Here is a 20,596-nt window from a genome sequence, read left to right as displayed (position 1 = left end):
GCGGCGGCAAACAGCGGCGCGCGGTAGTCGCCGGCGGTCGGGGTGCTGGCGGAGTCGGCGTACCGGGCGAGCTGATCAAGGGAACCGGCGATTTCCCGCTCGGCCTGGATCAGCAGACCCTGGGGGTCGCCTGCCAACTTGCCGGCGGCGAGCAGTTCGCCGCGAGTGAATTCGCGCAACTCGACGAAGCTGGGCAGCAGGTCGCGGGTGAACTCCTCGGGAAGCTGGCCGAGGCGCTGTTCCAGGTTGTCGATGCCCTGGCTGGCCGCGCTGTGACGCAGGGCGTCGCCGCTATTGAGATAGGCCTGGACGTTGTCCGCCACTTCACCGCGAAAGCGTTGGGCCAGTTCCAGGTACTGCTCCATCAACTGGTAGGGCCGCTGCAGGGCCTGCTGCGACCACCAGAGGGTGGCCCCCAATGCGAGGCACACAGTGACCAGCAGCAGGGTAATGAGGTTGGTGAGCAGTTTCAGGCGCATCTTGTCCTCGACAGGCTTCTGAGGGATGGCCAGATGATATTGCGGTTTAGTGACAGTCCCGTGACTGCAGGGAGGTCAGTCCTGGTGCAACTCCACCCGGTTGCGCCCGCCGTGTTTGGCGCGGTAGAGCGCTTCGTCGGCCTGCTTGGAGAGCTGGTTGATGTCGAGGCCGTCCTGCAGTTGGGCGATACCGCAACTGAAGGTGCAGGACAGGTCGTGGGGTTGCGCCGGGTAGCGGATCTCGGCGAAGCGGCGGCGGATTTCTTCCAGCACGCGGTGCGCAGCCGCCAGGTCGGTATCGGGGAGTACCACGGCGAATTCCTCGCCCCCGTAGCGGCCAATGTGGTCGGTCTTGCGCAGGCGTTGCTTGAGGAACAGGGCGAGGCTTTTGATCACCCGGTCGCCCATGGGGTGGCCGTAGGTGTCGTTGACCTTCTTGAAGTGGTCGATATCGAGCATGGCGAAGCACAGCGGCTTGCCGTCCCGGCGTGCCCGGGAGCTGGCGTCTTCCAGTAACTGCAGGGTGTGGGTGTGGTTGAACAGCCCGGTGAGGCTGTCGCGCACCATGCGCGCCTTCAGGCTGCGCGCCCGCTTGGCGCGGGTGCGCACCGTGGCGATCAGGTGGCGCGGCTTGATCGGTTTGGTGAGGAAGTCGTCGCCGCCCTCGCTCATGGCGTCCAGCTGTTTATTCAGGTCGTCCTCGGCCGACAGATAAATGATCGGCACGCTGACGTAACGCTCGTGCTGGCGAATGACCTTGGCCAGTTCGGTGCCCAGGCATTCGGGCATGTACATGTCGAGGATGATCAGGTCTGGCTGGAAATCGGCCAGGGCCAACAGGGCCTGTACCGGCTCGGTGATGACGCGGGTCACGATGCCGGCCGAGTTGAGGACCAGTTCGGTATGGGTGGCCTGGGCTCGGGAGTCGTCAACCACCAGCACCTTGAACGGGTCGTAGTGAGCGGTGCGGGTCAGGGTTTCCAGCTTCTCCAGCAGGCTGGACGCGTCCAGGGCGCCGGTGAAGAACTCCTGGCCGCCGGCGCGCACGGCAGTCAGGCGGGTCGGGGCGTCGGCCTCGTCATGGCTGAAGAAGATGATCGGCAGCTTCTGTTCCAGCCCTTGCTGGGCCTCGCGTGCCAGCTCCAGGCCCTGGCCCGGTCCGGAGAAGTCCACTTCCAGCACGATGGCTGCCGGATGCCGTTCGGCCATGGCCGAACGGAAGGCGTTGGCGCTCTCGCAGAGCTGCGCGTTGAGGCCGAAGAACTCCAGTTGCTGGGTCAGGCGCTCGGCGCGCTCCTTACTTTGCAGCGCCAGGTAAACCGGTTTGCGCAAGGGCGGCAGGAAGGTCTGCTCGAACTGGTCGCCATGACGCAGGCCGGTGCGCGACAGGCGCTGCATCAGCAGGCTGAGTTCAGTGATCAGGTCACTCGACAGGCGGCCGCGATTCTCCTCGACGCCGCGCAGGCAATTACCGATGGCCATCGCAAGGCGGGTGTGCTCGGGCTGCTCGAAGCGTTCGGCATAGCGCTGCAGGTAGAGGCTGGCCTCGGCCAGCTCGGTCATGCAGACCGTGCTCCACTCGCTGCGTTGCAGGCGCTGCCAGATCTCCAGGACATGTCGCGCCTGGTTGATCACCCGCTGGGCGAAGTGGTTCTTGAGTCTGTCGCGACTGGGATCTTCGTGCTCGGTCATGGCCGGGGGTGTCGCCTGGAGACGATCTAGATGATGGCCCCATGCTATCACTTTGTTGTCGGTACGCCAGTGCTATCTGTCCCGGTTTTGCACGAAATGCGGGGTAAATTTCGTCAACCGGCGGCCACAGGGCCGAAACAGGCGCGCGCACCGGATGATGGTTTGGCTCGCGGCCACTGCGCCGCGCCCGCGCATCCCTTATAGTGCAGGACTCGCCCACGACACCCTTGGCGGGGCGTGGTCGAACTTTTCCGTGCTGATCGAAATTCGAAGGACACTGCCATGCTGGACTGGAAGAAGCGTATGGGCGACGCACGCGAGCGCGTCGATGATTCGGTTGAGGATGTGCGCAGCTATTTCGGCGGGATCTGGCTGAGCCGCGCCCTCGGCAGCCTGCTGGTGATCTACCTGCTCGCCTGTGTGGTGGTGGGTTGGTACTGGAGCCGCGAGCCCGACCTCTTCCCCGTGCAGCAGGACGCCCAGGCGGCTGCCGAGCGCGCCGGTCGCCAGATGGTCAACGGCTACACCACGGTGGAAGCCCTCAAGACCGTGGCTCAGACCCTGCTCGACAAGAGCGGCGGCTACCTCTCCAACGACCTGGCCCCGCCTGGCCTCTGGCTGGACAACATGCCCAGCTGGGAATACGGCGTGCTGGTCCAGGTGCGCGACTTGTCCCGCGCCCTGCGCAAGGACTTCGCCCGCTCCCAGTCCCAGTCCACCGAGGACCCGGACCTGGCCAAGGCCGAGCCGCGCTTCAACTTCGATAACAAGAGCTGGGCGTTGCCCGCTGCAGAGGCCGAATACAAGGAAGGTATCCGTTCCCTGGATCGCTTCCTGGCCCGCCTCTCCGACCCCAAGCAGCCCAACGCGCAGTTCTATTCCCGTGCCGACAACCTGAACAACTGGCTGGGCGACGTCGCCACCCGTCTCGGTTCGCTGTCCCAACGCCTGTCCGCCAGCGTCGGCCGAGTGCGCCTGAATACCGATATCAGCCCGGAAGCTGCCGCGGTCAGTGGCCAGGTACCAGCCGTGAGCGAAGAAGTCGTCGAGACGCCCTGGCTGCAGATCGACAACGTCTTCTATGAAGCCCGTGGCCAGGCCTGGGCGCTGTCGCACATCCTGCGCGCCATCGAAGTCGACTTCGCCGACGTCCTGGCGAAGAAGAACGCCACCATCAGCGTGCGGCAGATCATCCGCGAGCTGGAGGCTGCCCAGGAGCCGCTGTGGAGCCCCATGGTGCTGAACGGCAGCGGCTACGGCATCCTGGCGAACCACTCGCTGGTAATGGCCAACTACATCTCCCGCGCCAATGCCGCCGTCATCGACCTGCGCCAGTTGCTGGAGCAGGGCTGATGGTGATCGACGAACGCGAGGCGGCCCATCGTGCCGCCTCCGACGCCGAGCGGGTGGCCTGGGTCGATGAGGATGACCGCCCGCTCGGCGGTCTGCCTCGCGCCGAGTTGCGCGAGCGCGGACTGATCTCGCGCGGTACCTTCATCCTGCTGTTCAACTCCGCCGGCCAGCTCTGCGTGCATCGCCGCACCCTGAGCAAGGCGCTTTATCCGGGCTACTGGGATGTGGCCGCCGGGGGCATGGTGCAGGAAGGCGAGGAGTACGCAGAATCCGCTGCCCGCGAGTTGGAAGAGGAACTCGGCATCGGTGGCGTGCCGCTGCACGAACATGGCCGCTTCTATTTCGACGAGCCGGGCAACCGCCTCTGGGGTGCCGTGTTCTCCGCTGTTTCCGACGCGCCGCTCAAGCTGCAGCCGGAGGAGGTAATGGACGCGCGGTTCATGGACGTGCAGGACGCTTTGGTCCAGCAGCCTTGCTGTCCGGACTCCCTCAAGGCACTGAAGCTCTACCTCGCCACGCTGTAGGTGGAGTGGCGTGGGGGCGAATTCATTCGCTAAGCAGCCCGCAGAGCTGCCCTCGCGGGCCATTGGGGTTGCTGCGCAACCCTCAGCGATTGAAATCGCCCCCACAATGAAACGCCGCTCACACTTCTGCCAAACCCGCGCCAGGCGCGGGTTTGTGCAGAATCCCGGACCCTTTCGTGCGGGATGCTGCACGAGGTCGCCAATCTGTCGATCAATGGCGCATTTTCGTACTTAGCATTCGCCGCGATAACTGCTAAATTTCGCCGCCTTTCAACCCTGGCCTCCCAGCCAGGCAGCGCTGCCCCTGCCAGAGTGGGGCTTCGCGGTCGGCTCCCCGCCGACCAGTCGCTATCCTGACCCCTACGAGGAAAGCCGGTGGTCAAGAAAGCTTCGTCCTTTGCCGCCCTGGGCGGCCTGGTGTACTCCACCGACAGCGGCCGGCACTGCCCGGAATGCCGCCAGCCTCTCGACGCCTGTGTCTGCAAGCAAGCCGCCGTGCCTGCTGGTGATGGCATTGCGCGCGTGCGCCGTGAAACCAAGGGCCGTGGCGGCAAGACCGTCACCACCGTCAGCGGCGTACCGCTGGCCGAAGATGCCCTGAAGGATCTGGCCAGTGCGCTCAAGCGTCGTTGTGGAACCGGTGGAGCCCTGAAGGACGGCGTGATCGAGATCCAGGGCGACCACGTGGACCTGTTGCTTGAAGAACTCGCCAAGCGCGGCTTCAAGGCCAAGAAATCCGGCGGCTGAGCCACGGCTTTCTAAACTGACCGTCATAGCAGCGGTCAACACTCCAACGTCACACGACCGAATTAACCTGTCAGCGCCCGCCCGGCACGATCCGGCGGGCATGGCCCTTTTCTATCCCATAGGGGGAAACCGATGTCTGCACGACGCACGCGCAAGGACGATGGCACCAGCTGGACCGTGGCCGACAGCCGCAGTGTCTATGGCATTCGCCACTGGGGGGCCGGCTTTTTCGCGATTAACGAATCGGGTCGAGTCGAAGTACGCCCGCGCGGTCCCGGCAGTGCGCCGATCGATCTCTTCGAGCAGGTCGACACCCTGCGCGAGGCAGGCCTCAGCCTGCCGCTGCTGGTGCGCTTCCCGGATATCCTGCAAGAGCGCGTGCGCCAGCTGACCGGCGCCTTCGACGCCAATATCGAGCGTCTGGAGTACCAGAGCCGCTACACCGCCCTGTACCCGATCAAGGTCAACCAGCAGGAAGCGGTGGTGGAAAACATCATCGCCACCCAGAACGTCTCCATCGGCCTGGAAGCCGGTTCCAAGCCCGAGCTGCTGGCTGTGCTGGCACTGGCGCCGAAGGGCGGCACCATCGTCTGCAACGGCTACAAGGACCGTGAGTTCATCCGCCTGGCACTGATGGGCCAGAAGCTCGGCCACAACGTCTTCATCGTGATCGAGAAGGAAGCCGAGGTGGAGTTCGTCATCGATATCGCCGCCGAGCTCAAGGTCGCACCCCAGGTGGGCCTGCGCGTGCGCCTGTCGTCCCTGGCGTCCTCCAAGTGGGCCGACACCGGTGGCGAGAAGTCCAAATTCGGCCTTTCCGCCGCGCAGATTCTTTCCGTGGTCGAGCGCTTCCGCAAGGCTGGCCTGGACCAGGGCGTGCGCCTGCTGCACTTCCACATGGGCTCGCAGATCGCCAACCTGGCCGACTACCAGCACGGTTTCAAGGAAGCCATCCGCTACTACGCGGAGCTGCGCAACCTCGGACTGCCGGTCGACCACATCGACGTCGGCGGCGGCCTCGGCGTCGACTACGACGGCACCCACTCGCGCAACGCCAGCTCCATCAACTACGACATGGACGACTACGCCGGCGTGGTGGTGGGCATGCTCAAGGAGTTCTGCGACGCCCAGGGCCTGCCGCACCCGCACATCTTCTCCGAGAGCGGCCGCGCCATGACCGCGCACCACGCCGTGCTGGTGATGCAGGTGACTGACGTCGAACGCCACAACGACGCCGTGCCTCAGATCGACAACGTCGCCGAACAGCCGGAGATCGTCCGCTGGCTGATGGACCTGCTCGGCCCGACCGATGCCGAGATGGTCACCGAGACCTACTGGCGCGCCACTCACTACATGGGGGATGCCGCCTCTCAATACGCCGAAGGCAAACTGACCCTCGCCGAGAAGGCCCTGGCCGAGCAGACCTACTTCGCCATTTGCCGTCGCCTGCATAACCAGCTCAAGGCGCGCCAGCGTTCCCATCGCCAGGTGCTCGACGAACTGAACGACAAGCTGGCGGAGAAGTACATCTGCAACTTCTCGGTGTTCCAGAGCCTGCCGGACACCTGGGCCATCGGCCAGGTGCTGCCGATCATCCCGCTGCACCGCCTGGACGAGGAGCCCCTGCGCCGCGCCGTGCTGCAGGACCTGACCTGCGACTCCGACGGCAAGATCAACCAGTACGTGGACGAGCAGAGCATCGAGACCAGCATGCCGGTGCACGAGGTGCGCGAGGGTGAGGACTACCTGCTCGGCGTATTCCTGGTAGGTGCCTACCAGGAGATCCTCGGTGACATGCACAACCTCTTCGGTGACACCGACTCGGTGAACGTCTACCAGAATGATGACGGCAGCGCGTATCACGCCGGCATCGAAACCCACGACACCATCGAAGACATGCTGCGCTATGTGCACCTGTCTCCCGAAGAGCTGATGGCGCACTACCGCGACAAGGTGGCCAGCGCCAAACTGAGCCCGCGCGAGCGCACCCAGTACATCGACGCCCTGCGGCTGGGGCTGACCCGCTCGTCCTACCTGTCGTCCTGAGTGTCGGTCCGCGATTGGCTGCGCGACGGAATAACTGCGTTGAAACTGGCTTCGGAATGCTCATTTACAGTCGTAAACTCCGCTTCCTCCGCCAGTTTCGCCTTGTTCTTCTCTAGCTCGCACAATCGTGAACAGGCCCTGATGGGCGAGTGAATGAAAAAGCCTGGCTCCGCGCCGGGCTTTTTCTTGGGCCGCGATCCGACCAACCCCCTGGCAAATTCCCCAATCCGGCGCTTTCATTTCCGCCAGCCAATTCTGGTTTGTCCGGAGCACCTCAAATGCCGCGCGTCCTCCTGCTCGAATGTAGCCCCAACGACCTGGCATCCCCCGGCGGCCAACTGGCCCGGGAAATGGCTCGGCGCATCCATCCGAAGGCCGAGGTCATCGTGCGCAACCTCGTGCGCGAGCCGCTGCCGCCGCTCTGTGCAGGTTATGCCGAGGCGGTGGTGGGAAAGTCGGATTGCCCGGAGGCAGCCTTCACGCTTTCGGAGCAACTGATCGGTGAGCTGGAGGTGAGCCACTACCTGATCATCTCGACACCGATGCACAACTACATGGTGCCGGCGGCGTTGAAGCTCTGGCTGGACTACGTGGTGCGCATCCATCGTACCTTCGAGATACACGACGGCCGGCGCGACGGCCTGCTGGAAGACCGGCCCACCTTCGTGGTGCTGAGTTCGGGTGGGCATTACCTGGGGGCCAAGGCCAAGCAGATGGATTTCCTTTCCCCCTACCTGCGTCATGTGCTCGGCATCATCGGCCTGCATCATGTGGAGTACGTCCACCTGCAGGGCCTGGCCGATGGCGATGAAGCCGTGGCGGCGGCGCTGCAACAGGCGCGGGAGCGCCTGTCGTTCAATCCAGTCTTCGCCCCCGAACCTTTCCCCGACGTGGTCCTCTAGGGGCGAATTCATTCGCCAGGCAGGACGCAGTCCTGCCTGGGCCCGCTTGCAGCCTTAGCTGCCGATCACGCCGTAGCCACGCGCCATCAGCACCGCTAACAGCGGCAGGATCAATGCCAGCAGCAGCTCCAGGCGGATCACCATGATCACTGCCTTGGCCTTGCCGGGGCTGATCTCCGGCACTTGCCCGGCGCTCAGCGTATTGCGCCAGTTGAGGAAGACGAAGGTCGGGAAGCTGGAGAGCAGGGCGATCAGCACGAACAGCCCCATCTTGGCGTGGAACATCGCGTTACCCAGGTAGTAGTCCAGTCCCTTGCCGTACCAGACCACCCGCGCCAGGCCGGTGGCCAGCACCGCACCGGCGGCCAGGCCGTAGGCGATGTCGATGCGCACCAGGCTGCGGGCGCGTTCGAGGTCCAGCGGCAGTTTGAACAGTCGATGCTCCAGGACGAGCAGGGCGAAGAGCGCGAAGATCGACAGGAAATGCAGGTACGCGGCGACAGCTTGTCCCATGGGAGCTCCTTCAGGTCATCAGGTTCGTTGTGGTTAGGGTCATTCTTCTCCTCGGGCACCGGCGAACCAGGCGTCGCGCTTGTTCAGACGCCATGCCAGTGTACCGAGGCTGAGCCCGCGCACTGCCATGAAGGCGAGGAAGGCCAGCCAGAGTCCGTGGTTGCCGAGAAACTGTAGCCCCCATCCCAATGGCAGGCTAAGGGCGACTGCCACCAGCATGGCATCGCGCATTTCCCGGGCACGGGTGGCGCCGATGAACAGGCCGTCCAGCAGGTAGCTCCAGACCGCGATCAGCGGCAGCAGCGCCAGGTAGGGCAGGTAGGTGTGAGCCACCTCGCGCACGGCGGTGATATCGCTCTGCATATCAACGAACAGGCCGCCAGCAACGGCGAAGAACAGCGCAAAGGCCAGGCTCGCCAGCAGCGACCAGCCACCGGCCACCAGCAGGGAGCGCCGCAGGCTCAGGCGGTCGCGGGCGCCGATGGCGTGCCCGCACAGGGCTTCCACGGCATGGGCCAGGCCATCCAGGGCGTAGGCGGTCACCAGCAGGCCATTGAGCAGCAAGGCGTTGGCCGCCACCGTGGCGTCGCCCATCCGCGTGCCCTGAACCGTCAGCAGGAAGAACACCAGCTGAAGTGCCAGGGAGCGGATGAAGATGTCGCGGTTGACCGCCAGCAACGGCCGCCAGTTGCGCCACAGCCGCAGCGCCGGCCAATCGATGCGGCCGGGGTGGCGGAGCAGGGCGCCACGGGTGAGCGCCAGGCCGATCAGCGCGCCGCTCCACTCGGCAATCACCGCCGCCCGCGCTGCACCGGCCACGCCCCAGTCCAGTCCGAGCACGAACCACAGCGCCAGGGCGATATTGGCGAGGTTGGTGCCCAGCAGGATGGCCAGGGGCGCGCGGGCGTTCTGCGTGCCAAGGAACCAGCCGACCAGGGCGTAGTTGGCCAGCGCGGCAGGGAGGCCGAGCAGGCGCAGGTGGAAGAATTCGCGGGTCAGTGCGTCCAGCTCGGCCGACGGGTTCATCAGCCCCAGGGCCAGGTCGCTGAAAGGCACTGCCAGCAGGCCCAGCAGCAGGGCCAGACTCAAGGCCAGGCCCAGCCCCTGCAACAACACCTGGCGCAGGGCGCCACCGTCCGCGCGGCCGGCTGCCTGGGCGGCGAAGCCGGTGGTGCCCATGCGCAGAAAGCCCAGTACGCCGAGCAACAGCATGTACAGGGTGCTGCCGACTGCCACCGCGCCCAGTTGGTGGGCGTGGGGCAGGTGGCCCACCACCGTGCTGTCCACCAGGGCGACCAGGGGCACGGAGATGTTCGAGAGAATCATGGGAGCGGCCAGCGCCCAGACCTTCTTGTGGGTCGGGGAATGCCGCCAGGCGTCGAGGAACAGACTCATGCAGGGCTCCAGTCAAGCCGCGCAGTATAGCGGCGCGACGTTTCGAGAGGCGTATCGCCCCTGCCGTCATCCGGATGCCACCGGAGCGCCACGCTGGTCTATAGTTCGCCGCCTATACGCACTCCCCATCGAGAGCCTGCCATGCCGAAGAAAGGACTACTTCTGGCCGTGGTGCTGAGCCTGCTCAGCGCCTGCGATTCCTCCACCCCCGAGCAGCCGGCGAGCAAGTCGCCGCCTGCCGCTATCGAGCAGGCGGCTCGCCCGGCCGTCGACACCGCCGCCCTGGCCACGCGCTACGCCGGCCGCGAGCTGAAGGTGATCGACGTATCCGAAGTGCAGATCGACGGCGCCAGTGCGCTGTCGGTGACCTTCTCGGTGCCGCTGGACCCGGAGCAGACGTTCGCCGAGCGCCTGCACCTGGTGGACAGCAAGGACGGCAAGGTGGACGGCGCCTGGGAGCTCTCCGACAATCTGATGGAGCTGCGCCTGCGCCATCTGGAGCCCAAGCGCAAACTGGTGCTGACCATCGACCCCGGCCTGCGTGCGGTGAATGACGCGCGCCTGGCCGAAGAGCACATCACCCGCCTGGAAACCCGCGACCTGCAAGCCACCGTCGGCTTCGCCAGCCGTGGCTCGCTGCTGCCCACCCGCCTGGCCGAAGGCCTGCCGGTGATCGCGCTGAACGTCGACAAGGTCGATGTGGACTTCTTCCGCGTGAAGACCGAATCCCTGCCGGGCTTTCTCGCCCGCTGGGGCAAGCGCGGTGCCCTGGACGTCTGGGAAGCCCGCGAACTGCTGAAGATGGCCGACCTGGTCTACACCGGCCGCTTCGACCTGAAGCCCGCACGCAACACCCGCGAAACCCTGCTGTTGCCCATCGCCAACCTTGATCCGATGAAGCAGCCCGGTGTCTACCTGGCGGTGATGAAGGAAGCCGGCAGCTACACCTATTCCAACCCGGCGACGCTCTTCACCCTGAGCGACATCGGCCTCTCCGCCCACCGCTACCGCGACCGCCTGGACGTCTTCACCCAGGCCCTGGAAGGGGGCGCCGCCCAGGCCGATATCGCCCTGGAACTGCTGGACGGCGAAGGCCGCGTACTGGCCGAAGGCAAGACCGATGGCAAAGGCCACGCCGAACTGCCGCTGCCGCCCAAGGCCGAAGTGCTGATCGCCCGCAAGGATGAGCAGACCAGCCTGCTGCGCCTGTCCGCGCCCGCGCTGGACCTGGCCGAGTTCGACATCGCCGGCCCGGCCAGCCACGCCCTGCAGTTCTTCGTCTTCGGCCCGCGCGACCTCTACCGTCCGGGGGAGACCGTGCTACTCAACGCCCTGCTGCGCGATGCCGATGGCCGCGCGGTGGCGGGCCAGCCGGTGACCGTGGAAGTACGCCGACCCGACGAACAGGTCAGCCGCCGCTTCGTCTGGGAAGCCGGGGAGGGCGGCTTCTACCAGTACCCGTTGCAGCTCGCCGCTGAAGCACCCACCGGACGCTGGCAGTTGCTCTTCGATCTGGGTGACGGCAAGCCGCAGCTCTACGAATTCCTCGTCGAAGACTTCCTGCCCGAGCGCATGGCCCTGGAGCTCAAGGGCAGCGACCAGCCGTTCGCGCCCCGCGATAGCGCGCGCTTCCAGGTCACCGGCCGTTACCTCTATGGCGCGCCGGCCTCCGGCAACCGTCTGACCGGCCAGCTCTACGTGCGACCGTTGCGTGAAGCAGTGAAAGGGCTGCCCGGCTACCAGTTCGGTTCGGTGACCGAGGACGAGTTGAAACAGGACATCGAACTCGACGAAACCCAACTCGACGCCGACGGCAAGACCGAGCTGAACATCGAGACCCGCTGGGCCGAGGCCAAGTCGCCCCTGCAGTTGATCCTCCAGGCCAGCCTGCAGGAGTCCGGCGGCCGCCCGATCACCCGCCGCCTGGTGCAGCCGGTGTGGCCGGCCGAGCGCCTGCCGGGCCTGCGCGCATTGTTCGACGGCGAGGAAACCGACGCCGACAGCCTGGCCGAGTTCGAGCTGCTGGTGGCCGACCCCGAAGGCAACAAGCTGGCCGCCGACAACCTCAAGGTGCGCCTGGTGCGCGAGCGCCGCGACTACTACTGGAACTACTCCAACAACGATGGCTGGACCTACCACTTCAACGAGAAGTACCTGAACCTCTCCGAAGAACAGGTGCAGGTGGCAGCCGGCGGCACGGCCAAGGTCAGCTTCCCGGTGGAGTGGGGCCCCTACCGCGTGGAAGTGGAAGACCCGCAGACCGGCATCACCAGCAGCCTGCGCTTCTGGGCCGGCTACCGCTGGCAGGACAACGCCGAAGGCGGCGCAGTGCGCCCGGACCAGGTCAAGCTGGCGCTGGACAAGCCGGCCTATGCCGCCGGCGAAACCGCCAAAGTCACCGTCACCCCGCCCAGCGCCGGCAGCGGCTACCTGCTGGTGGAGTCCGCCGAGGGGCCGCTGTGGTGGCAACCCATCGAAGTACCGGCCGAAGGCAAGCGCTTCGATATCCCGGTGGCCAAGGACTGGGCGCGTCACGACCTCTATGTCAGCGCGCTGGTGATCCGCCCCGGCGAGCGCAAGGCCAGCGTCACGCCCAAGCGCGCCGTGGGCCTTTTGCACCTGCCGCTGGAACGGGCGCCGCGCAAGCTGGCCCTCACCCTCACCGCGCCTGAGAAGATGCGGCCCAAGCAGCCGCTGAAGGTCCAGGTGCAGGCGAAGAACGCCGATGGCAGCATGCCCAAGCAGGTGAACGTGCTGGTGGCCGCAGTGGACGTGGGCATCCTCAACATCACCGGCTACGCCACGCCGGATCCCTTCGCCACGCTCTTCGGCCGCAAGGCTTATGGCGCTGACCAATTGGACGTCTACGGCCAACTGATCGAAGCCGGGCAGGGGCGCCTGGCGACCCTGGCCTTCGGTGGCGACGCGGCGCTGGCCGGCGGAGGCAAACGCCCGCAGACCAGCATCACCATCGTTGCCCTGCAAAGCATGCCGGTAACCCTGGACGACCAGGGCCAGGGCGAGGTCAGCCTGGATATTCCCGACTTCAACGGCGAACTGCGCCTGATGGCCCAGGCCTGGACCGATGAGCGCTACGGCATGGCGGAGGCCAAGACCATCGTGGCCGCACCCTTGGTAGCGGAACTGGCTGCGCCGCGCTTCCTCGCCGGTGGCGACCAGACCACCCTGGCGCTGGACCTGACCAACCTCTCCGGCAAGCCGCAGCGCCTGGACATCAACCTGGAAAGCAGCGGCCAACTGGACCTTGCCCAGAGCGGTGGCGCCCAGACTGCCCCCGTCCAGCTCGCCGATGGCCAGCGCACCACCCTGCGCATTCCGGTGCGCGCCGTGGGCGGCTACGGCCAGGGTAGCTTCAAGGTGACGGTCAACGGCCTGGAACTGCCGGGCGAGAACCTGCCGCCGTTCAGCCGCGAATGGACCCTTGGCGTGCGCCCGGCCTATCCGGCCCAGCTCAAGCAGTTCCGCGCGGTGCTCAAGGGCGATGCCTGGAGCCTGCCGGCAGGCACTCTCGACGCCTTCGAGCCGAATGGGCGCGAGGCCCTGCTGCAACTCTCCAGCCGCCCGCCGCTGAATCTGGGTGAGCAGGTGCGCGCCCTCAAGGCCTACCCCTACGGCTGCGTCGAGCAGACCACCAGCGGTCTTTACCCGTCGCTTTACGCCGATGCCGCCTCCCTCAAGCGGCTGGGCCTGGAAGGCGAACCGGACGACAAACGCCGCAAGTCCATCGAACTGGGCATCGAACGCCTGCTGGGCATGCAGCGCTACAACGGCAGCTTCGGCCTGTGGAGTTCGGACGGCGAAGAGGAATACTGGCTGACCGCCTACGTCACCGACTTCCTCTTGCGCGCCCGTGACCAGGGTTTCGCCGTGCCGCCGGAAGCCTTGAAGAAGGCCAGCGAGCGGCTGCTGCGCTACCTGCAGGAGCGCAGCCTGATCGAGATCAGCTACAGCCAGAATGCCGACCACACGCGCTTTGCCGTGCAGGCCTATGCCGGTTACGTCCTGGCGCGCAGCCAGCAGGCGCCCCTGGGGGCCCTGCGCAGCCTGTGGGAACGTCGCGCCGATGCCCGCTCCGGCCTGCCGCTGGTGCAGCTGGCGGTGGCCCTCAAGCTGATGGGCGACGCGCCTCGCGCCGACCAGGCCCTCGAGCTGGGCCTGCGTGTGCAACGCGAAAGCCGCGATTGGCTGGCCGACTACGGCAGCCCGCTGCGCGACCAGGCGCTGATTCTCGCCGTGCTGGAGGAGCACGACCTGGCTGCCGGCGTCCGCGAGCAGCGCCTGTTCGACCTGGCCGACCTGGTGGCCGGCGAGCGCTGGCTGTCCACCCAGGAACGCAACGCCCTGTACCTGGCCGGTCGTGGCCTGCTGGGCAAACCCGAGCCGAACTGGAGCGCGCAACTCACCGCGGGTGACCAGCAGCGCGAGCTGAATAACCAGCAGCCGGGGCTCAAGCTGGACGGCGCCCTGCTGGCCGAGCCGCTTCGCATCGCCTCTGGCGGCAGTGAACCGCTTTATCAGCAACTGACGTTGTCCGGCTATCCGTTGGCGGCACCGCCCGCCGGAGGCGATAACCTCACCATTCGCCGCGAGTTCCTCGGCGTGGATGGCCAGCGCCTCGACCTCAAAGCCCTGGACAGCGGCGATCTGGTGCTGGTGCACCTGGCCATTGAAGCCAAGGAACGGGTCCCCGACGCCCTGGTGGTGGACCTGCTGCCGGCCGGCCTGGAACTGGAGAACCAGAACCTCGCCCAGAGCGCCGCCAGCCTGGACGACGCCAGCAGCGCGGTGAAGGCGTGGCAGAAGTCCATGCAGAACGCCGCCATCAAACACCAGGAGTTTCGCGACGACCGCTACGTGGCCGCCCTGGATGTCGGCGAGTACGGCACCACCCACTTGCTCTACTTGGCCCGTGCCGTCACCCCCGGCACTTACCGTGTGCCGCCGCCCACGGTGGAATCCATGTACCGACCGAACTGGCAGGCGTTGGGCGATGCGCCGGAGCAGTTGGTGGTGAGAGGGAAGTAGAGGCGTCACCAACGAGCGTCCGGGCTACACCGAGTAGCCCGGATGAAATCCGGGGCGCGGTGTCGATCAGGCGCATTCGAATTCCATGAGTAAAGGTTGGTTCAAACTTGGCTTCCGCCGCCCCTGGCTCGCCATCCCGCTGACGCTGTTGGCGCTGCTCTGGGCTGCCGACCGCCTATTCCCGCTGCCCCTGCCGGGCGACGACCTGGCGCGGGTGGTGCTGGCCGAGGACGGCACGCCGCTCTGGCGCTTCGCCGATGCCGAGGGCGTGTGGCGCTACCCGGTCAGCCTGGACCAGGTGTCCCCCTATTACCTGGAAGCGCTGCTCACCTATGAGGACCGCTGGTTCTACCAGCATCCTGGCGTGAATCCGCTGGCCCTGGCCCGTGCCGCCTGGCTCAACCTCACCGGCGGGCGCGTGCTTTCCGGCGGCAGCACCCTGTCGATGCAGGTGGCGCGGCTGCTCGATCCGCACCCGCGCACCTACACCGGCAAGCTGCGTCAACTCTGGCGCACGGCCCAACTGGAGTGGCACCTGTCGAAGGATGAAATCCTCGGCCTCTACCTCAACCGCGCACCCTTCGGCGGCACCCTGCAGGGCGTGGCAGCGGCGAGCTGGGCCTACCTCGGCAAGCCGCCGTCCCAGCTCACCCGCGCCGAGGCGGCGCTGCTTGCCGTGCTGCCCCAGGCCCCCAGTCGGCTGCGCCCGGACCGTCATCCCGAACGCGCCCAGGCTGCGCGCGACAAGGTGCTGCGGCGCCTGGCGCAGTTCCAGGTCTGGCCGGAGGGTGTCGTGCAAGAGGCCATGGAGGAGCCGGTGCTCCTGGCGCCGCGACAGGAGCCCAGCCTGGCGCCATTGCTGGCGCGGCGACTGAACAAACCCGACAGCCCGCCGCTGATCCGCACGACCCTCGATGCCGCCTTGCAGCGTCGTCTGGAGGATCTACTGCTAGGTTGGCGTGCGCGCCTGCCGGAGCGCACCTCGGCGGCGATCCTGGTGGTGGAGCACCAGACCATGGCCGTGCGTGCTTACCTGGGTTCGGTCGACATCACCGACGAACGTCGCTTCGGCCACGTGGACATGATCGAGTCGCTGCGCTCCCCCGGCTCGACCCTCAAACCCTTCCTCTACGGCATGGCCCTGGACGCCGGGCTGATCCATTCCGAATCCCTGCTGCAGGATGTGCCGCGGCGCTACGGCGACTACCGTCCCGGCAACTTCGCCGCGGGGTTCACCGGCCCGGTGTCGGCCAGCGAGGCGCTGGGCATGTCCCTCAACCTGCCCGCTGTGCAATTGCTGGAGGCCTATGGGCCGAAGCGCTTCGCCGGGGAATTGCGCAACGTCGGCGTACCGCTGGTGCTGCCGGCGGCCAGTGAACCCAACCTGGCGCTCATCCTCGGCGGTGCCGGCAGCAAGCTGGAGGAGTTGGTCAGCGGCTACAGTGCCTTCGCCCGTCAGGGCCGCGTCGCTCACCTGCGCCTGCAGCCCCAGGACGTGCTGCAGGAGCGCCGGCTGCTGTCGCCCGGCGCCGCCTGGATCATCCGCCGCATCCTCGCCGGACAGGCCCGCCCGGACCGCGACCCGCGTGCAAGGCTGACCCAGCGCCCGGTGCTGGCCTGGAAGACCGGCACCAGCTATGGCTTGCGCGATGCCTGGGCCATCGGCGTTGGCCCGCGTCACCTGATCGGTGTGTGGATAGGCCGCCCCGACGGCACCCCGGTGCCTGGTCAGTTCGGCCTGGCCTCGGCCGCGCCGTTGCTGCTGCAGGTGCATGACCTGTTGATGAACCGCGACACCCAGCGCGGCATCGCCCAACCCCTGGACCCGCAGCCGCCGGAGGTGAGTGTGGCGGCCATCTGCTGGCCCCTCGGCCAGCCCATGGCCAAGGGCGACCCGAACTGTCGCCGTCAGCGTTTCGCCTGGACCCTGGAGGGCACCACGCCGCCAACGCTGCTTGCGGCCGACCAGCCCCTCGGCCTGGGGCTTCGCCAGCTGCTCTGGGTGAACGCCAAAGGTCGCCAGGTCGCGGCGGGGTGCAGTGGCGCCCAGGCGCGTGAGCTGGTGCTCTGGCCGGCGCCCCTGGAGCCCTGGCTGCCGCGCCGCGAGCGACGTGCGGCGCGCCTACCCGTGGTGGACCCGACCTGTCCGCCGCAGTTGCCGCCACCGGCTGCACCGTTGTCCATCGTCGGGGTGCGTGAGGGCGACCAGCTGCGCCGCCCGTCGGGCATCGCCGGGCCGCTGCGGCTCAAACTCTCGACTCTGGGTGGAAGCGGCCGGCGTTGGTGGTTCCTCGATGGCGCGCCGCTTGTCACCACGGCGCCGGAGGAGAGTTTCAGCCAGGCGTTCCGACGCAGTGGCCGGCACCAGTTGAGCGTGCTGGATGAGGCCGGACAGACCACTCGTCTGGAGTTCACCGTCACGGACTGACCGTTCGTTCAAGTTTTTGACGTTGGTCGCCGATATGCCTTGTTGGCAAAGAGTGGGAAAATTGTCGAATTGTTTGTATACAATCTTCCGCCCTCGTCTCGACTCCAACAAGCATTCCAAGGAGACAACTCCATGCGCCTCTGGCAACGCAGCATTCAGTGGCAGCTGATCTTCAGCATGGGTACAGCCCTGCTCGCCGGCATTCTCATCGTCATCGGCATCTACTCGGTATTGATGAACCGCCTGACCGAACGTTTCCTGCTGGATGAAGCCTTGCCTGCCCGCGTAGAGGCCATTGGCAATTCCCTGGAGCGCACCCTCGCGGCGCCCATTACCGCCAACGCCGGCATCGCCGAGAACGCCCTGGTGCAGGACTGGCTGAGCGAAGGTGAAGATCCGGCCCGAGCCGAAGCCTTCGCCCGATACCTGGAAGGCGTGCGTGCCCAGCAGAACGCCACCACCACCTCCATCGCCGTGATGGACAGCGGCCACTACTACACCGGCCAGGGCCTGGCACGCACCATCGACCGCAGCCAGCCGGAGAACCAGTGGTTCTACAAGCTGGTGGACAGCGACCGTAACCGGGTGCTGGAAATCGACATCGACAAGGGCACCCGCCTGCCGACCCTGTTCATCAACCAGCGCATCAGCCGCAACGGCAAGACGCTCGGTGTGTCCGGCCTGGGCTACAGCCTGCAGTCCATGTCCGAGATGATCCGCGACTTCCGCTTTGGCGAACGCGGTCGCGTGTTCCTGATGGACCGCGAAGGCGGTATCAAGGTCCACCCGGACGCCGCGCTCAACGGCAGCGCGCGCCTGGCGGATGTGTTTGGCGCCAGCCCAGCGACCGAACTGCTGGCCTCCGCTGGCAAAGCCATTCGCTTCAGCCGTGACGGTGAGGATTACCTCGCCCTGGCCCGCCCGCTGGAAAGCGTCGGCTGGTTGCTGGTGAGTGAAGTGCCCGAGGCGGAAATCTATGCCGAAGCGCGCAAGGCCATGTGGACCAGCAGCTTTGCCGGTTTCGCCGTGCTCGCCGTCTGCTTGCTGCTGGTGGTGCTGCTGGCTCGCGGGCTGGTGCGGCCGATCCGCCAGGTCACCGCGGCGCTGGTGGAAATCGGCGGCGGTGGTGGTGACCTGACCCGTCGGCTGGATGAGTCCCGCGCAGACGAACTGGGCGACCTCGCCCGCGGCTTCAACCGCTTCCTGGAAAGCCAGCGCAGCCTGATCGGTGAAGTGCTGGACACCAGCGAGCGCCTGCACAAGGTGGTCGGCCAAGTGGCCCAGGTGGTGGACAACACCGCCGGTCGCGCCGGCCAGCAGCAGGAAATGACCGACATGGTGGCCACGGCTGTGCACGAAATGGGTCTCACCGTGCAGGAGATCGCCCGTAACGCCGGTGCAGCCGCCCAGGCGTCGCAGCATGCACGCGATGAGTCCCTGCAGGCGCGCCAGGTCGTGGGCGAGTCGGTGGGGCATATCGAGAAGATGTCCAACGAGATCGGCGTCGCGGCCTCGGCGGTGAGCGAACTGGCCAGCCAGGTGGCGTCCATCGACCAGGTGTTGGCGGTGATCCGCGGCATCTCCGAACAGACCAACCTGCTGGCGCTTAACGCCGCCATTGAAGCCGCCCGCGCCGGCGAGATGGGCCGTGGCTTCGCCGTGGTTGCCGATGAAGTACGCACCCTGGCCAGCCGCACCCAGTCCTCCACCGATGAAATCCAGCAGATGATCCAGCGCCTCAAGCATGGCGCCGAAACCGCGGTGCACTCCATGCACGCCGGCCAGGCCGCCACCGGCACCGGTGTCGAAGCCAGCCAGCGCACCGGCACCTCCCTGGGCGCCATCACCGACCAGGTGGAACGCATCAGCGACATGAACCACCAGGTGGCGGCGGCGACCGAAGAGCAGTCCTCGGTAACCGAGGAAATCAACCGCAACGTCCAGGGCATCGCCGACCTGGCCCATGCCACCGCCAGCGAAGTGCGTGGCTGCCGCGAAGAATGCCAGACCCTCAGCCGCCTGGCTGGCGACCTGGCGCAACAGGTGGGCAAGTTCAGGTTGTAAGGGGAGCGGGCGGCGGGACGTTGTCCCGCTTGGCGAATGAATTCGTTATGTCTGCGTTAGCGGTTGCGAGACTTACCACCGGGCAAGAGCCTTGTAGGAGCTGGCTTGCCAGCGAAACGGGGCCATTCGCTGGCAAGCCAGCTCCTACGACGTGCAGACGCCCCTACAGAGAGCGGTGCGGCGGAAGCAGGGAGGCTTCGGCGCGAGTCACCTCTCCTTTTCAGGGAGAGGGGTCGGGGGAGAGGGACGCAGGGCCAGGCTCCGCCTTCGCCAATTCCAATCGGTCCCGCCCCAGTGCCTTGGCGCGGTACAGCGCATCGTCCACGCGCTTGAAGAAGGCCTCGGCACTGCCACCGTCGCGCTCGTCGAAACAGCCCAGGCCCAGGCTCGCGGTAACCGGCAAGTGCTGGCCGTCGAGTTCGAAGCCGCGATTGGCCAGGTCTTCACGGAACAGCTCGGCCAATTGGCGGGCCTGCTCCATGCTGGTGTCTGGCATCAGCACGCCGAACTCCTCGCCGCCCAGGCGCAGTAAGGCATCGCTGTCGCGGCGGAAGATCGCGCGCATGCGCTCGCCGAACGCCCGCAGGCAGGCATCGCCCATGCTGTGGCCGTGTTCGTCGTTGACCCGCTTGAAGAAGTCGATATCCATCAGCAGCAGCGACAACTCGCCGCCATGGCGCTGGGCACTGGCGCACATCGCCGGGAACAGGTTGTTGAACTGGTAGCGGTTGCCCAGTTGGGTCAGGCCGTCGGTGCGGCTCAGGGTATCCAGGCGCTGGCGTTGTTCCAGCAACTGCAGCTCCAGGGCAATCATGGTGCCGTACTCGCGGTGGCTGCGGTTCAGCGCCAGCAGCAGGTAGCTGAGGTAGAAGATGAGGGTGATCAGCTCGGCGCGCGTGCTGTCTGGCGACACACTCAACGCCACCAGCCCCGGCAGGTACAGCAGGAGGATGGCCAGTATCGCGCGGCGTCGGCGCATGGCGAAGTTGAAGGCCATGGCGGTGCTGAATGCGATGGTGGCCAGGGTGCCGATCAACCTGGACGACAGGAATTCGGGCGACAACAGCACCCAGGCATGGGCCAGGCCCCAGCCGATGGACGACACCAGGATCACGCCCCAGTGACGGTCCAGCCAGCGCTGCAGCTCGGGCTCGCTGCCCGCTGCGGGCGGATGGTGCAGCACGCGCGCAGCCAGCATCAGGGTAAAGAAGGCGCAGCCGGCCAGTCCCACGGCCAGGTGCTGCATGGGGGCTGCACTGAACAACCAGCAGAGCAGCCAGGCCAGCAAGTAGTAGACGCCGCCAAGCCTTGTGCGTGTGCGGGTGTCCTGCACTTCGCGCCAGAGGCGGAATCGCTCTGGGGAATGAGGTAGATCGGCGTCGGTCATCTATTTGTGATCACAGATAC

The 20,596-nt window shown here is 66.5% G+C and carries 12 protein-coding genes and 1 pseudogene; 9 read left to right on the top strand and 4 right to left on the bottom strand.

The window, feature by feature from the left end; genetic code table 11:
• Positions 1–554: 554 nt before the first annotated feature.
• Positions 555–2,171 carry a PleD family two-component system response regulator gene (locus FFS60_RS03545; RefSeq protein ID WP_137821166.1) on the bottom strand — a complete coding sequence of 539 codons (1,617 nt, stop codon included), beginning with the start codon at positions 2,169–2,171 and terminating at the stop codon, positions 555–557.
• A gap of 282 nt (positions 2,172–2,453) precedes the next feature.
• Here FFS60_RS03545 and FFS60_RS03540 point away from each other — a divergent pair, with 282 nt between their 5' ends.
• The 5 genes from FFS60_RS03540 (at position 2,454) to FFS60_RS03515 (ending at position 7,743) form a co-directional block, all read left to right on the top strand.
• Positions 2,454–3,524, top strand: coding sequence for a DUF2333 family protein (locus tag FFS60_RS03540; RefSeq protein ID WP_137821165.1), 1,071 nt, complete (start codon positions 2,454–2,456; stop codon positions 3,522–3,524).
• Positions 3,524–4,048, top strand: a complete 525-nt coding sequence (locus FFS60_RS03535) for an NUDIX hydrolase (protein WP_137821164.1) — start codon at positions 3,524–3,526, stop codon at positions 4,046–4,048. The genes FFS60_RS03540 and FFS60_RS03535 overlap by 1 nt, the downstream gene beginning before the upstream one ends.
• A gap of 375 nt (positions 4,049–4,423) precedes the next feature.
• The gene (locus FFS60_RS03530; RefSeq protein ID WP_137821163.1) at positions 4,424–4,795 is read left to right on the top strand and encodes a translation initiation factor Sui1; all 372 of its coding nucleotides are present in this window, start codon (positions 4,424–4,426) and stop codon (positions 4,793–4,795) included.
• Positions 4,796–4,927: 132 nt separating this feature from the next.
• Entirely contained in the window at positions 4,928–6,841 is a 1,914-nt protein-coding gene (gene speA / locus FFS60_RS03525) for an arginine decarboxylase (RefSeq protein ID WP_028630739.1), read from the top strand.
• A gap of 278 nt (positions 6,842–7,119) precedes the next feature.
• Entirely contained in the window at positions 7,120–7,743 is a 624-nt protein-coding gene (locus tag FFS60_RS03515) for an FMN-dependent NADH-azoreductase (RefSeq protein ID WP_137821161.1), read from the top strand.
• A gap of 54 nt (positions 7,744–7,797) precedes the next feature.
• Here FFS60_RS03515 and FFS60_RS03510 read toward each other — a convergent pair whose 3' ends face one another.
• Complete coding sequence (locus FFS60_RS03510) at positions 7,798–8,256, bottom strand: DUF2214 family protein (RefSeq protein WP_137821160.1); 459 nt, start codon at positions 8,254–8,256, stop codon at positions 7,798–7,800.
• Positions 8,257–8,295: 39 nt separating this feature from the next.
• Entirely contained in the window at positions 8,296–9,651 is a 1,356-nt protein-coding gene (locus FFS60_RS03505; RefSeq protein ID WP_137821159.1) for an MATE family efflux transporter, read from the bottom strand.
• Positions 9,652–9,792: 141 nt separating this feature from the next.
• On the opposite strand from FFS60_RS03505, the gene FFS60_RS03500 reads away from it, so the two are divergent.
• From FFS60_RS03500 to FFS60_RS29355, 4 genes and pseudogenes are all read left to right on the top strand, one after another.
• Complete coding sequence (locus FFS60_RS03500) at positions 9,793–14,697, top strand: alpha-2-macroglobulin (RefSeq protein WP_137821158.1); 4,905 nt, start codon at positions 9,793–9,795, stop codon at positions 14,695–14,697.
• Between the two features lie 85 nt (positions 14,698–14,782).
• Entirely contained in the window at positions 14,783–17,125 is a 2,343-nt protein-coding gene (gene pbpC, locus FFS60_RS03495) for a peptidoglycan glycosyltransferase PbpC (RefSeq protein ID WP_256658032.1), read from the top strand.
• A 132-nt stretch (positions 17,126–17,257) separates the two neighbouring features.
• Positions 17,258–18,325: pseudogene (locus FFS60_RS29360) on the top strand (cache domain-containing protein); the annotation flags it as partial.
• Positions 18,326–18,451: 126 nt separating this feature from the next.
• Positions 18,452–19,189 (top strand): methyl-accepting chemotaxis protein, encoded by a 738-nt coding sequence (locus FFS60_RS29355; protein WP_371926360.1) that lies wholly within the window; start codon positions 18,452–18,454, stop codon positions 19,187–19,189.
• 220 nt (positions 19,190–19,409) lie between these two features.
• Here the strand turns inward: FFS60_RS29355 and FFS60_RS03485 are convergent, their stop codons facing one another.
• The gene (locus FFS60_RS03485; RefSeq protein ID WP_137821156.1) at positions 19,410–20,576 is read right to left on the bottom strand and encodes a GGDEF domain-containing protein; all 1,167 of its coding nucleotides are present in this window, start codon (positions 20,574–20,576) and stop codon (positions 19,410–19,412) included.
• Positions 20,577–20,596: the final 20 nt, after the last annotated feature.

Origin of the sequence: Pseudomonas sp. D(2018) (assembly GCF_005502555.1) — a bacterium.
In the GTDB taxonomy this organism is placed as follows: Bacteria; Pseudomonadota; Gammaproteobacteria; order Pseudomonadales; family Pseudomonadaceae; genus Metapseudomonas; species Metapseudomonas resinovorans.
The sequence above is the reverse complement of the archived record's forward strand: the minus strand, read 5'-3'. Positions and strand labels throughout refer to the sequence as shown.

Coding starts and splice junctions, on each gene's coding strand:
- FFS60_RS03545 (WP_137821166.1), bottom strand. CDS start 2,171: ATGACCGAGCACGAAGATCCCAGTCGCGACAGACTCAAGAACCACTTC.
- FFS60_RS03540 (WP_137821165.1), top strand. CDS start 2,454: ATGCTGGACTGGAAGAAGCGTATGGGCGACGCACGCGAGCGCGTCGAT.
- FFS60_RS03535 (WP_137821164.1), top strand. CDS start 3,524: ATGGTGATCGACGAACGCGAGGCGGCCCATCGTGCCGCCTCCGACGCC.
- speA (WP_028630739.1), top strand. CDS start 4,928: ATGTCTGCACGACGCACGCGCAAGGACGATGGCACCAGCTGGACCGTG.
- FFS60_RS03515 (WP_137821161.1), top strand. CDS start 7,120: ATGCCGCGCGTCCTCCTGCTCGAATGTAGCCCCAACGACCTGGCATCC.
- FFS60_RS03510 (WP_137821160.1), bottom strand. CDS start 8,256: ATGGGACAAGCTGTCGCCGCGTACCTGCATTTCCTGTCGATCTTCGCG.
- FFS60_RS03505 (WP_137821159.1), bottom strand. CDS start 9,651: ATGAGTCTGTTCCTCGACGCCTGGCGGCATTCCCCGACCCACAAGAAG.
- FFS60_RS03500 (WP_137821158.1), top strand. CDS start 9,793: ATGCCGAAGAAAGGACTACTTCTGGCCGTGGTGCTGAGCCTGCTCAGC.
- pbpC (WP_256658032.1), top strand. CDS start 14,783: ATGAGTAAAGGTTGGTTCAAACTTGGCTTCCGCCGCCCCTGGCTCGCC.
- FFS60_RS29355 (WP_371926360.1), top strand. CDS start 18,452: ATGACCGACATGGTGGCCACGGCTGTGCACGAAATGGGTCTCACCGTG.
- FFS60_RS03485 (WP_137821156.1), bottom strand. CDS start 20,576: ATGACCGACGCCGATCTACCTCATTCCCCAGAGCGATTCCGCCTCTGG.